This is a genomic window from Pantoea sp. X-Soil-TKNS-1211 (assembly GCF_059730495.1).
This window is the reverse complement of record NZ_AP035953.1, coordinates 3,062,399-3,075,482: the sequence shown is the minus strand read 5'-3', so window position 1 is coordinate 3,075,482 and position 13,084 is coordinate 3,062,399. Positions and strand designations below refer to the sequence as shown.

The window sequence follows — 13,084 nt, the reverse complement described above, 5'->3', positions numbered from 1 at the left end:
AGGACTCTCCCCGAAATACCACAACTATACGCGTCTGAGATTACTGACGATACCCTTGCAGGAAACGACCAAACTTGCTGATGGCCATCTCCAGATCGTCGACGCGCGGCAGGGTCACAATACGCACATGATCCGGCCACGGCCAGTTGAACGCGGTACCCTGAACCAATAGCACTTTTTCCTGTAACAGGAAATCAAGCACCATTTTTTGGTCGTCGAACAGGTTGAATTTCTTCGCATCGATACGCGGGAACATATACAGCGCGCCTTGCGGTTTCACACAGCTGACACCGGGAATGTCATTAATCAATTCCCATGCACGCTGGCGCTGTTCATATAAACGCCCACCGGGTGCGATAAACTCGCTGATACTCTGATAACCACCCAGCGCCGTCTGGATCGCATGTTGCGCCGGTACGTTGGCGCACAGGCGCATTGAAGCCAGCATTTCCAGACCTTCAATATAACCTTTGGCATGTTTTTTCGGACCATTCAGCACCATCCAGCCCTGACGGAACCCGGCAACGCGATAGGTTTTTGACAGGCCGTTAAAGGTGACAGTCAGCAGGTCCGGTGCCAGTGCGGCAATAGAGTGGTGCTGGGCTTCGTCGTACAGAATTTTGTCGTAGATCTCATCGGCGAAAATGATCAAGTTATGTTGACGCGCAATCTCGACAATTTCCAGCAGCAGTTCTTTGCTGTATACCGCACCGGTCGGGTTATTCGGGTTGATGATCACGATACCACGCGTGCGTGGCGTGATTTTGCTACGGATATCATCCAGGTCCGGGAACCAGTCCGAGGATTCATCACACAGATAATGAACCGCTTTACCACTGGAAAGCGAAACCGCCGCTGTCCATAACGGGTAATCTGGTGCGGGCACCAACATCTCGTCACCGCTGTTCAGCAGGGCCTGCATCGCTTGCACGATCAGCTCTGAAACACCGTTGCCAATATAGATGTCTTCAACGGTCATATCGCGCATCTCGCGCGCCTGGTAATGCTGCATGATCGCTTTGCGCGCTGAATAAAGACCTTTGGAGTCACAATATCCTTGCGCGCTGGGCAGGTTGCGGATCACATCAACCAGGATTTCATCGGGGGCTTCAAAACCAAACGGGGCAGGGTTGCCAATATTGAGTTTGAGAACTTTGTTGCCTTCTTCTTCGAGACGTTTCGCCTCTTTCAGTACCGGTCCACGGATGTCATAGCAGACATTATCCAGCTTACCGGATTTATCAATTTGAAAATTCATCGCTACCGCCTTAACGGGCAGAGTCCATTTAACCTGCCACAAAAAACAAACCCGCCCAATTTACTCCTCTCCCCGTAACAAAAGAAGGGTCACTACAGGTTTTGGCGTGTTTGGCAATTTTTTAAGCTAGTCCTGGGGGAAAAGATATCTTAGACTAATTAAAGTGGTTTAATTGTCCAGTAAAGTAAAGAATGTTGAAATTTAATGCTGGGTGAGATGAGCTGTTGTGTAAACTCCCTAATCCAGATAATCAACGTGCGATTAAAAAATATTTATTCACAACTGCGATAAAGAATTATTAGCGACGTAATGAAATAGTTAAAGAATATTTGTCAGAAGCCGAATAGTTAATCATTGTGGGTACACCCTCTGCTGGCGTTAGAAAATGCGCGTCATTCTTATCGGGTTTCAATCGGCTAAATCAGGAACGTACCGGGTCCGGGCGGCTCATGACAAGGTGCTATAAAGAGCATTTGCGCTGAAACTTAAGCTTTCCCTAAGAAGTTTAGGAGCCAGGGGGGCTTAAAAAATGAGCAGCGTTGTGGCAGGATGTGCTGGAAAGGGGTTTTGGTCAAAAATTACAAGGTTTCTGATAAAAACATTTCCCTTTCTGGTGCAAAAATGATTAAGTATAATTTATTATTTGATGCAGTTTACCTCTTCGCATCATCATAACATGCAGTTATCATTTTTTTGATTCGCCGTTTTTTTTGGCAGAAAACCAGGCAACTACACAGCTTCCTGCATTTGCGCGATTTACGCTTTCGGCCCAAGAAGTTGTTCTGTCTTTGTGACGCCGCTGCTCTGTCTTCAGAGTGACGTAATCGTTGGAATCCGCCTGATAAAGTTTTTCATGACAGTCTCCACACAGGACTGTCATTAAGCACCATTACCTCTTATCCCAATGATAAGCAAGGTAATACACCAGGGTAGTAGTTTGTAAAAAATCTTATAAGTGAAGAAAAACATGACTAATGCAAATCGTCCGATACTGAATCTCGACCTCGATCTGCTGAGAACTTTCGTCGCCGTTGCTGACCTGAACACCTTTGCAGCTGCGGCTGCAGCCGTGTGCAGAACGCAATCAGCAGTAAGCCAGCAGATGCAGCGTCTGGAACAATTGGTAGGTAAAGAGCTGTTTGCCAGACATGGACGTAATAAATTGCTGACGGAGCATGGCATCCAACTGCTGGGCTACGCCAGAAAGATCCTTCGTTTCAACGACGAAGCTTGTACCTCTCTGATGTACAGCAATATTCAGGGCGTGCTGACCATTGGCGCTTCTGATGACACATCTGACACCATCCTGCCATTCCTGCTTAATCGCGTGACGTCGGTCTATCCGAAACTGGCGATTGATGTCCGCGTAAAGCGTAATCCATTTATGATGGAAATGCTGAACCAGGGCGAAGTGGACTTGGTGGTGACCACCTCCAGTCCGGGTAACTTCACCCATCAGGTACTGCGCACGTCGCCGACCTTATGGTACTGCGCGGCTGACTACATCTTCCAGCGCGGTGAAGCGATTCCATTGGTGCTGCTGGATGAACCCAGCCCGTATCGCGATATGGCGATCGACCATCTGAACGAAGCCGGTATTCCGTGGCGCATTTCTTATGTTGCTTCCACGTTGGCGGCGGTCCGTGCTGCGGTTAAAGCCGGGCTTGGCGTCACCGCGCGTCCGGTCGAGATGATGAGTCCTGAGCTGCGTGTCATGGGGGCCGCTGAAGGTTTACCTGTATTGCCGGATACGCAATATCTGCTGTGCCGTAACCCGGACAGCGATAATGAACTGGCGCTGGCGATCTTCAATGCTATGCAGTCAACTAACGATCCGTACAACCTGAGCGCGAATCCGGATGGTACGCTGCTGCTGGATGACGAAGAGTAATGACAATCTGAGCCGATAATCGTTCTCAAATAGAACATCGGTCAATTGTTAAAACTGATATAAATAAGCCTTAGCCTGGTTTTTTCTGGCTAAGGCTTTTTTTATGGTGTTTTTCCGATATTAATCAGGTGAAATTAGCACCAAATCATTTCCTGTCTTCCTGAAAAATGAAATGCGTTCCATTTTCAATTGAAGTGGAACGATTTTATCAATTCGTGCCATCTTCCCCTGGGCGCTTGCCTGGCCGTTTTGCCGATTTTTACAGCAAAAAGCACTGTTATGTGTTCTGGATCAAAAAAATAGCCCTGAAAAGGACAAGGAAATCCAGTTAATACCTGTCAAAATATGATTGTTAAATGCACGATCCATGCATGTGAATACCCGCTACACTAAAATTAACCTCACAAACTGAAGCGATTTAGCTGGCGCAATGGACCTTGTATGTTAATAATATGCTGCGGATGTAAAATAATGTTTGGATACTTTTGTCAAAGTTGACAAAAGGTTATAGAAAGGAGTAAAAAACCCCATAAAATTGCTGCTTAATTGATAATGACAGCAAAGTTTATAAGGTTTTTTATCCTTCCCTTGAATCGATGTGGTGTGTTTGCTGCGACAGTGCAGGATGCCAGCGCCACTTTTGATGAGTAAGCAAAGAGTATGTCGACAACCACAGAAGTGATCGCTCATCACTGGGCATTTATTGTATTTATCGTTATTGCATTCGGTCTCTGTGCTTTCATGTTGACCGGTGGCTGGTTGTTAGGTGGACGCGCCAAAGCGCGCTACAAAAACACCCCGTTTGAATCGGGTATCGACTCGGTCGGTGACACCCATATTCGCCTCTCCGCAAAATTCTATCTGGTTGCGATGTTCTTCGTAATTTTCGACGTCGAAGCCCTCTTTTTATACGCATGGTCGACCTCCATCCGCGAAAGCGGCTGGGTCGGCTTTGTCGAAGCCGCAATTTTCATTTTGGTGCTGCTGGCAGGCCTGGTTTACCTGGTTCGCATCGGAGCGCTGGATTGGGCGCCTGCGCGTCGTCGCGTGGTCGTCAAATCGGTCCCGATCAGTCACAGCCACACCAACCCTCATAAGCAGTAAAAGCGAGGCAATAAGATGGACTACACGCTGACACGCGTAGACCCAAACGGGGGCGATAACGATCGCTATCCGCTGCAAAAACAGGAGATTGTCGCCGATCCTCTGGAGCAGCACGTTCACCGCAGCGTCTATATGGGCAAACTTGAGCATGCCCTGCACGACATGGTGAACTGGGGTCGTAAAAACTCTCTCTGGCCGTATAACTTCGGCCTTTCCTGTTGCTACGTGGAGATGACCACGTCATTCACAGCGGTACATGACGTGGCACGCTTTGGTGCGGAAGTTATGCGTGCCTCCCCGCGTCAGGCTGACTTCATGGTCATTGCCGGTACGCCCTTCACCAAAATGGCACCGGTGATTCAGCGTTTATATGACCAGATGCTGGAACCGAAATGGGTCATCTCGATGGGAGCCTGCGCCAACTCTGGCGGCATGTACGACATTTACTCAGTGGTGCAGGGCGTGGACAAATTCCTGCCGGTGGATGTGTATATCCCAGGCTGCCCGCCGCGTCCGGAAGCTTATATGCAGGCGCTGCTGCTGTTACGTGAGTCCATCGGTAAAGAGCGTCGTCCGCTCTCGTGGGTGGTGGGTGATCAGGGTGTGTATCGCGCCAATATGCAGTCGGAACGCGAAAGAAAACGCGGTGAACGCATAGCGGTCACCAACCTGAGAACACCCGACGAAGTTTAAGCACCCGTACACGGATGGAGCCACGGCCGCAGCAGAACACCACAATTTAATGTGTGCCGCCATCCTGACGCCTTCTTTTGAGTGCCTGATTACAGGCCGGAATGGTGAGTAACGTATGACAGATTTAACCACGCAAGATCTCGCTCAGCCAGCATGGCAAACCCGGGATCACCTGGACGACCCGGTGATCGGCGAGCTGCGTAACCGTTTTGGGCCGGACGCCTTTACCGTTCAGGCCACCCGCACCGGCATCCCGGTGGTATGGGTGAAGCGTGAACAATTACTGGAAGTTGTCGAATTTCTGCGTAAGCTGCCGAAGCCGTACGTCATGCTTTATGATTTGCATGGTATGGATGAGCGTTTACGTACCAACCGCGCTGGGTTACCTGCCGCGGATTTTTCCGTTTTCTATCATCTGCTGTCCATTGAACGCAATCGCGACATCATGCTCAAGGTTGCGCTGTCTGAAAACGATATGCATCTGCCAACCATCACCAAAATTTTCCCGAATGCCAACTGGTATGAGCGCGAAACCTGGGAAATGTTTGGCATGACCTTTGATGGTCATCCGCATCTGACGCGCATCATGATGCCGCAGACGTGGGAAGGGCATCCGCTGCGCAAGGACTATCCGGCGCGCGCCACCGAGTTTGATCCCTTCACGCTGACCAAGCAAAAAGAAGATCTTGAGATGGAGTCTCTGACCTTCAAGCCGGAAGAGTGGGGCATGAAGCGCAGCACTGCCAATGAGGACTTTATGTTCCTCAACCTCGGTCCGAACCACCCGTCAGCGCACGGTGCGTTTCGCATCATCCTGCAACTGGACGGTGAAGAGATCGTCGATTGCGTCCCGGATGTCGGTTATCACCACCGTGGTGCCGAGAAAATGGGCGAGCGCCAGTCCTGGCACAGCTACATCCCGTACACCGACCGTATCGAGTATCTCGGCGGTTGCGTCAACGAGATGCCGTATGTACTGGCGGTAGAGAAACTGGCGGGTATCACCGTGCCGGATCGCGTCAATGTGATCCGCGTGATGCTGTCGGAACTGTTCCGCATCAATAGCCATCTGCTGTATATCTCCACCTTTATTCAGGACGTCGGCGCGATGACGCCGGTGTTCTTTGCCTTTACCGACCGCCAGAAAATCTACGACGTAGTGGAAGCCATCACGGGTTTCCGTATGCACCCGGCGTGGTTCCGTATTGGTGGTGTGGCGCACGATCTGCCGAAAGGCTGGGAACGTCTGCTGCGTGACTTCCTCGACTGGATGCCAAAACGCCTGAAAGAGTACGACAAAGCCGCGCTGCGCAACCGCGTGCTGATGGGCCGTTCACAGGGCGTTGCGGCGTACAACATGGACGAAGCACTGGCCTGGGGTACCACCGGTGCCGGTCTGCGCGCCACCGGTCTTGATTTTGACGTGCGTAAATGGCGTCCATATTCAGGTTATGAGAATTTCGATTTCGAGATTCCGGTCGGTGCAGGGATCAGCGATGCCTACACCCGCGTGATGCTGAAAATGGAAGAGATGTGGCAGTCGCTGCGTATTCTGGAGCAGTGCCTGAAAAACATGCCGGAAGGTCCGTTCAAAGCGGATCACCCGCTGACCACGCCGCCACCAAAAGAGCGCACGCTGCAGCACATTGAAACCCTGATTACCCACTTCCTGCAGGTTTCCTGGGGACCGGTAATGCCAGTCAACGAATCTTTCCAGATGATCGAGGCGACCAAAGGGATCAACAGTTACTACCTGACCAGCGACGGCAGCACCATGAGCTACCGCACCCGTGTGCGTACGCCGAGCTTCCCGCATCTGCAGCAGATCCCGTCAGTGATCCGTGGCAGCCTGGTATCCGACCTGATCGTTTACCTCGGTAGTATCGATTTTGTTATGTCAGACGTGGACCGCTAATTATGCACGATCAAAAAATTGCCATCCAAACGATCGACCCTAATGAGGTCTTTGTGCTGAGCGAGGCAGAACACCACGCGATTGAGCACGAAAAACACCATTACGAAGATGCGCGCGCGGCTTCGATTGAAGCCCTGAAGATCGTGCAGAAACAGCGTGGCTGGGTACCTGATGGCGCGATTAACGCCATTGCTGAGGTACTCGGTATTCCGGCCAGTGACGTGGAAGGAGTTGCGACCTTCTACAGCCAGATTTATCGCCAGCCGGTTGGTCGCCATGTGATCCGTTACTGCGACAGCGTGGTATGCCATATCACCGGTTATCAGGGGATTCAGGCCGCTTTAGAACAGAACCTGCATATCAAACCGGGCCAGACTACGCCGGACGGTCGCTTTACGCTGCTGCCGACCTGTTGTCTGGGTAACTGCGATAAAGGCCCGACCATGATGGTGGATGAAGACACCCACGTTCATCTGACGCCGGAAGGTATCGCCACTTTACTGGAGCAGTATCAATGACTATCAAACAGATCATTCGTACTGCGGAAACCCATCCCCTGACCTGGCGTTTGCGTGATGATAAACAGCCGGTGTGGATTGATGAATATCGCAGCAAAAACGGCTATGTCGGTGCAGAAAAAGCGCTGAAAAGCATGAGCCAGGACGAAATCGTCGCAACGGTGAAAGACTCCGGTCTGAAAGGCCGTGGTGGTGCAGGCTTTAACACCGGCCTGAAATGGAGCCTGATGCCGAAAGACGAATCCATGAACATCCGTTACTTGCTGTGTAACGCCGATGAAATGGAGCCGGGCACCTATAAAGACCGTCTGCTGATGGAACAACTGCCGCACCAGTTGGTGGAAGGCATGCTGATCAGTGCGTTTGCGCTGAAAGCGTACCGTGGCTATATCTTCCTGCGCGGTGAGTACATCGAAGCCGCGGTACATCTGCGTCGGGCGATTGCTGAAGCGACGGAAGCGGGTTTCCTCGGTAAAAACATTCTCGGTACCGGTTTTGATTTCGAACTGATCGTCCATACCGGGGCGGGTCGCTACATCTGTGGCGAAGAGACGGCATTGATCAACTCGCTGGAAGGGCGTCGCGCTAATCCGCGTTCCAAGCCACCGTTCCCGGCCAGTGCTGGCGTCTGGGGCAAGCCGACCTGTGTCAACAACGTTGAGACGCTGTCGAACGTGCCTGCCATCTTCCTCAATGGTGTGGAGTGGTACAAAAACATATCCACCAGCGAAGACACCGGCACCAAAATGATGGGCTTCTCAGGCCGCGTGAAAAATCCGGGCGTCTGGGAGTTGCCGTTCGGTATCACCGCGCGTGAAATCCTTGAGGATTACGCCGGTGGTATGCGCGACGGCCTGAAGTTCAAAGCCTGGCAACCCGGTGGCGCAGGAACTGACTTCCTCACCGATCAGCATCTCGACCTGCCGATGGAATTTGCCAGCATTGGTAAAGCCGGTAGCCGTCTGGGAACTGCGCTGGCGATGGCGGTAGATCACGAGATCAACATGGTGTCGCTGGTGCGCAATCTGGAAGAGTTCTTTGCCCGTGAATCCTGCGGCTGGTGCACGCCATGTCGTGATGGTCTGCCGTGGAGCGTGAAGATCCTGCGTGCGCTGGAGCAAAAGCAAGGTCAGCCGGGGGATATCGAAACCCTGCAACAGCTTTGCCGCCAGCTTGGCCCAGGTAAAACCTTCTGTGCGCACGCGCCGGGTGCCGTCGAGCCGCTGCAAAGCGCGATTAAATATTTCCGTGAAGAGTTTGAAGCCGGCATTGCGCCGCAGGTGTTTGGCAATACCCGCGCTATTGGCGGTATTCAGCCTAACCTGCTGAAAGCGCGCTGGTAATCAGCCGCCGTACACGGATTACCTTGTGGCGAGAGTCTCGCGACAGGGGAAGAAAGAGATGTTTAACGCTCGTCTCCGGACGGGCCTTACGGAAGCATATTCACTATGGCTACAATCCATGTAGACGGTAAAGAGTATGATGTGAACGGGGCGGACAACCTGCTACAGGCTTGTCTCTCCCTGGGCCTTGATATTCCTTATTTTTGCTGGCATCCCGCGCTGGGAAGCGTCGGTGCCTGCCGCCAGTGTGCGGTAAAGCAATTCCAGAATGCCGAAGATACCCGCGGTCGCCTTGTCATGTCCTGCATGACGCCGGCAATGGACGGTACTTTTATCTCCATCGACGATGGCGAAGCGAAAGAGTTTCGTGAAAGCGTGGTGGAATGGCTGATGACCAACCACCCGCACGACTGCCCGGTGTGCGAAGAGGGCGGTAACTGCCACCTGCAAGATATGACGGTGATGACGGGCCATAGCTTCCGTCGTTATCGTTTCACCAAACGTACCCACCAGAATCAGGATCTTGGCCCGTTCATTTCGCATGAAATGAACCGCTGTATCGCCTGTTACCGCTGCGTGCGTTACTACAAAGATTATGCAGACGGCAAAGACCTTGGCGTTTACGGTGCACACGACAACGTCTATTTCGGTCGCCCGGAAGATGGCACGCTGGAGAGCGAATTCTCCGGCAACCTGGTCGAAATCTGTCCGACCGGCGTGTTCACCGATAAAACCCACTCCGAACGCTACAACCGTAAGTGGGATATGCAGTTTGCCCCGAGCATCTGCCAGCAGTGCAGTGTCGGCTGTAACACCAGCCCGGGTGAGCGTTATGGCGAACTGCGTCGCATCGAAAACCGTTATAACGGCACGGTAAACCACTACTTCCTGTGTGACCGTGGTCGCTTTGGTTATGGTTACGTCAACCGTAAAGATCGTCCACGTCATCCGGTGCAGCTGCGCGGTAATGACTGGGTTACGCTGAACGCCGAACAGGCGGTTAACGCCGCGGCAGACGTGTTGCGTCAGGCGAAAAGAGTTATCGGTATTGGCTCCCCGCGCGCCAGCATTGAAAGCAACTTTGCGTTGCGTGAGTTGGTGGGTGCAGAAAACTTCTCCACCGGTATGCCCGCTGGCGAGCAGGCGCGCCTTGAGCTGATGCTGAAAGTGCTGCGTGAAGGCGGCATCTATACCCCGTCACTGCGTGAGATTGAAAGCTACGATGCGGTGCTGGTGCTGGGTGAAGATCTGACGCAGGTCGGCGCGCGCGTCGCACTTTCGGTGCGTCAGGCGGTGAAAGGTAAAGCCCGCGAAATGGCGGCGGCACAGAAAGTGGCCGACTGGCAGATTGCGGCGATCCTTAACATCGGTCAGCACGCAAAACACCCGCTGTTTGTGACCAATGTTGATGAAACCCGTCTGGATGATATCGCTGCATGGAGCTACCGTGCGCCGATTGAAGACCAGGCGCGTCTCGGGTTTGCCATCGCCCACGCGCTGGATGACACCGCACCGGCGGTGAGCAATTTTGATAACGCTTTGAATGGCAAGCTGGATGTTGTGGTGCAGGCGCTGGCAGGGGCGAAGAAGCCGCTGATCATCTCCGGTACCCACTCTGGCAGCACCGCGATGATTGAAGCAGCAGCCAACGTCGCTAAAGCGCTGAAAGCGCGTGGCGCGGATGTCGGCATTACGCTGCTGGCTTCAGCCGCGAACAGCATCGGCCTCGGTCTGATGGGCGGCGCATCGCTGGATAGCGCGCTGGCGCAACTGAGCAACGGCGAAGCCGATGCCCTGGTGGTTCTGGAAAACGATCTCTATCGTCACGCGCCGAAAGCGACGGTGGATGCGGCGCTGGCTAAGGCTGCTAACGTGATTGTGGTCGACCATCAACGCACCGCCACGCTGGAGAAAGCCAATCTGGTGTTCTCTACCGCCAGCTTTGCGGAAAGCGACGGTACCTCGATCAACCATGAAGGCCGCGCCCAGCGTTTCTTCCAGGTTTACGATCCCGCTTATTACGACAACAGCGTAGTGATGCTGGAGAGCTGGCGCTGGCTGCACTCGCTGCACAGCACGGTGGAAAGCCGCCAGGTTGACTGGACGCTGCTCGATCATGTGATTGATGCCGCCATTGCTGCTCTGCCGCAACTGAAAGGCATCAAAGATGCAGCGCCAGACGCCAGCTTCCGTATTCGCGGACAAAAACTGGCGCGTTCACCGCATCGTTACAGTGGTCGTACCGCTGCACGCGCCAATATCAGCGTGCACGAACCGCGTCAGCCGCAGGATAAAGACACCATGTTCGCCTTCTCAATGGAAGGGAACAACCAGCCGGGCGCTGCGCGTTCGCAGATCCCGTTTGCCTGGGCGCCAGGCTGGAACTCCCCCCAGGCGTGGAACAAATTCCAGGCCGAAGTGGGCGGTAAGCTGCGCAATGGTGATCCGGGCGTACGCCTGTTTGAAGCTACGGAAGGTGCATTGCCGTGGTTCAGCGCGATTCCGGACAGCTTCGTCGGTGGCAGCCAGTGGCGTGTCGCGCCTTACTATCAACTGTTCGGTAGCGAGGAGATGACCCAGCGTTCTCCGGTATTCCAGAAGCGTATGGCACCGGCCACCCTGGTAATTAACCCGTCCGATGCGGAAAAACTGGGCGTTAACAACGGTGCTGCCGTTGATCTGGTATGTGCTGGTGAAACGCTGCGCCTGCCGGTGCGCTTCTCCAGCGCGTTGCAGGCGGGACAGGTTGGCCTGCCGCTGGGTATGCCGGGCGTGCCGCCGTTCCTCTCGGGTGCGCAAATTGACAAATTGCAGGAGGCGCCGCAATGAGCTGGCTGACACCGGACGTTATTGACATCCTGATTAGCATCGTCAAAGCCATCGTCATCTTGCTGGTGGTCGTGGCCTGTGGTGCCTTCATGAGTTTTGCCGAGCGTCGTCTGCTCGGCCTCTGGCAGAACCGTTACGGACCAAACCGTGTAGGTTGGGGCGGTTCACTGCAATTAGCCGCAGACATGTTGAAAATGTTCTTTAAAGAGGACTGGGTTCCGCCCTTTACTGACCGTTTTATCTTTACCCTGGCACCGGTGATTGCGTTTGTTTCGCTGCTGCTGGCCTTCGCCATTGTACCGGTATCACCGACCTGGATGGTGACTGACCTGAACATCGGTCTGTTGTTCTTCCTGATGATGGCCGGTCTGGCGGTGTATGCGGTGCTGTTTGCGGGCTGGTCGAGTAACAACAAATACTCGCTGCTCGGTGCAATGCGTGCTTCTGCGCAGACCCTGAGCTACGAAGTGTTTCTCGGCCTGTCGCTGATGGGCGTGGTGGCGCAGGCGGGTTCATTCAATTTGAACGCCATCGTCGAAAGCCAGGCGCACCTGTGGAACATCATTCCGCAATTCTTCGGCTTCCTGACCTTCTGTATCGCAGGCGTTGCGGTATGTCACCGTCACCCGTTTGACCAGCCGGAAGCGGAACAGGAACTGGCCGATGGTTACCACATCGAATATGCCGGGATGAAGTTTGGTTTGTTCTTTGTCGGTGAATATGTGGCGATCACCACCGTATCAGCGCTGATTGTGACGCTGTTCTTCGGTGGCTGGCACGGACCCTTCCTGCCGCCGTTCATCTGGTTCGCCATTAAGACCGCGTTCTTCATGATGATGTTTATCCTGATTCGTGCTGCGCTTCCGCGTCCACGCTATGACCAGGTGCTGTCGTTCGGCTGGAAAGTGTGTCTGCCGTTGACGCTGTTGAACCTGCTGGCGACCGCCGCAGTGATTCTGTCCGCGCAGTAAGGGGTTTTGAGATGACTTTAAAAGATATTGTCGTTGGCTTCGGCACGACAGTGCGCAGTATCTGGATGATAGGCATGCATGCCTTCGCCAAGCGCGAAACCCAGATGTACCCGGAAGAACCAGTGTACCTGCCGCCGCGCTACCGTGGTCGTATCGTGCTGACGCGCGACCCGGACGGCGAAGAACGCTGTGTGGCCTGTAACCTGTGTGCGGTAGCCTGTCCGGTAGGTTGTATTTCGCTGCAAAAAGCGGAAATGCAGGATGGTCGCTGGTATCCGGAGTTCTTCCGCATCAACTTTTCACGCTGTATTTTCTGTGGTCTGTGCGAAGAAGCCTGTCCGACCACCGCTATCCAGCTGACCCCGGATTTCGAACTGGGTGAGTTTAAGCGCCAGGATCTGGTGTACGAAAAACAGGACCTGTTGATCTCCGGTCCGGGTAAATATCCGGAGTACAACTTCTACCGCATGGCGGGTATGGCAATTGACGGCAAAGGTAAAGGCGACGCGGAAAACGAAGCCAAACCCATCGACGTCAAAGGCTTGTTACCTTAAGGAGCCAG

At 53.5% G+C, this 13,084-nt stretch carries 10 protein-coding genes; 9 read left to right on the top strand and 1 reads right to left on the bottom strand.

What is annotated here, in order from left to right:
- Positions 1–40: 40 nt before the first annotated feature.
- Positions 41–1,258, bottom strand: a complete 1,218-nt coding sequence (locus AC6I8W_RS14515; protein WP_013509888.1) for a pyridoxal phosphate-dependent aminotransferase — start codon at positions 1,256–1,258, stop codon at positions 41–43.
- Positions 1,259–2,225: 967 nt separating this feature from the next.
- Between AC6I8W_RS14515 and lrhA the strand changes: the two genes are divergently transcribed.
- The 9 genes from lrhA to nuoI all read left to right on the top strand — a co-directional run bounded on the left by lrhA (position 2,226) and on the right by nuoI (position 13,076).
- A complete protein-coding gene (lrhA, locus tag AC6I8W_RS14510) occupies positions 2,226–3,149 on the top strand; it encodes a transcriptional regulator LrhA (RefSeq protein ID WP_007889314.1) in 924 nt (307 codons plus the stop codon).
- Positions 3,150–3,809: 660 nt separating this feature from the next.
- Positions 3,810–4,253, top strand: coding sequence for an NADH-quinone oxidoreductase subunit A (locus AC6I8W_RS14505; RefSeq protein WP_013509886.1), 444 nt, complete (start codon positions 3,810–3,812; stop codon positions 4,251–4,253).
- A gap of 15 nt (positions 4,254–4,268) precedes the next feature.
- Positions 4,269–4,946: a NuoB/complex I 20 kDa subunit family protein gene (locus AC6I8W_RS14500; RefSeq protein ID WP_013509885.1), complete on the top strand. Its 678-nt coding sequence runs from the start codon at positions 4,269–4,271 to the stop codon at positions 4,944–4,946.
- A gap of 115 nt (positions 4,947–5,061) precedes the next feature.
- Positions 5,062–6,861, top strand: a complete 1,800-nt coding sequence (gene nuoC / locus AC6I8W_RS14495; RefSeq protein ID WP_497835580.1) for an NADH-quinone oxidoreductase subunit C/D — start codon at positions 5,062–5,064, stop codon at positions 6,859–6,861.
- A 2-nt stretch (positions 6,862–6,863) separates the two neighbouring features.
- Positions 6,864–7,379, top strand: coding sequence for an NADH-quinone oxidoreductase subunit NuoE (gene nuoE, locus AC6I8W_RS14490; RefSeq protein ID WP_013509883.1), 516 nt, complete (start codon positions 6,864–6,866; stop codon positions 7,377–7,379).
- 2 nt (positions 7,380–7,381) lie between these two features.
- A complete protein-coding gene (nuoF, locus tag AC6I8W_RS14485) occupies positions 7,382–8,722 on the top strand; it encodes an NADH-quinone oxidoreductase subunit NuoF (RefSeq protein ID WP_497838196.1) in 1,341 nt (446 codons plus the stop codon).
- Positions 8,723–8,827: 105 nt separating this feature from the next.
- Positions 8,828–11,551, top strand: coding sequence for an NADH-quinone oxidoreductase subunit NuoG (gene nuoG / locus AC6I8W_RS14480; protein ID WP_497835579.1), 2,724 nt, complete (start codon positions 8,828–8,830; stop codon positions 11,549–11,551).
- Complete coding sequence (gene nuoH, locus AC6I8W_RS14475) at positions 11,548–12,522, top strand: NADH-quinone oxidoreductase subunit NuoH (RefSeq protein ID WP_021185071.1); 975 nt, start codon at positions 11,548–11,550, stop codon at positions 12,520–12,522. Before nuoG ends, nuoH begins: the two co-directional genes overlap by 4 nt.
- Positions 12,523–12,533: 11 nt before the next feature.
- Positions 12,534–13,076, top strand: coding sequence for an NADH-quinone oxidoreductase subunit NuoI (nuoI, locus tag AC6I8W_RS14470; RefSeq protein WP_013509879.1), 543 nt, complete (start codon positions 12,534–12,536; stop codon positions 13,074–13,076).
- The last annotated feature ends 8 nt before the right edge of the window (positions 13,077–13,084 follow it).